1 protein-coding gene is annotated in these 223 nt (G+C 20.8%); it reads left to right on the forward strand.

The genetic code is table 11. The features are described 5' to 3' along the window. Nucleotides 1-22: 22 nt before the first annotated feature. A complete protein-coding gene (locus tag LUA84_RS04840; protein WP_231434563.1) occupies nt 23-97 on the forward strand; it encodes a hypothetical protein in 75 nt (24 codons plus the stop codon). The last annotated feature ends 126 nt before the right edge of the window (nt 98-223 follow it).

Raw genomic sequence — 223 nt, forward strand, 5'->3', positions numbered from 1 at the left:
TCATGTAAAATCTACAAAGGAAGTGGGAAGAATAAAAATTATTGGAAGAGAAAATAAAGGAAAAAATAATAAAAGGTTAATTATTACAGTTGAATAGTTTCTCTTTTCTAAACTATACTATCTAATTCCTATATTTAACCTCTTTTTTAATTTAAATGAACTTATAAAANNAGAAGTTTTTCCAATAATTAAAAAAATTAATAACTATTGTATTGGCTGTTTT

Source organism: Candidatus Nanopusillus massiliensis (assembly GCF_920984865.1).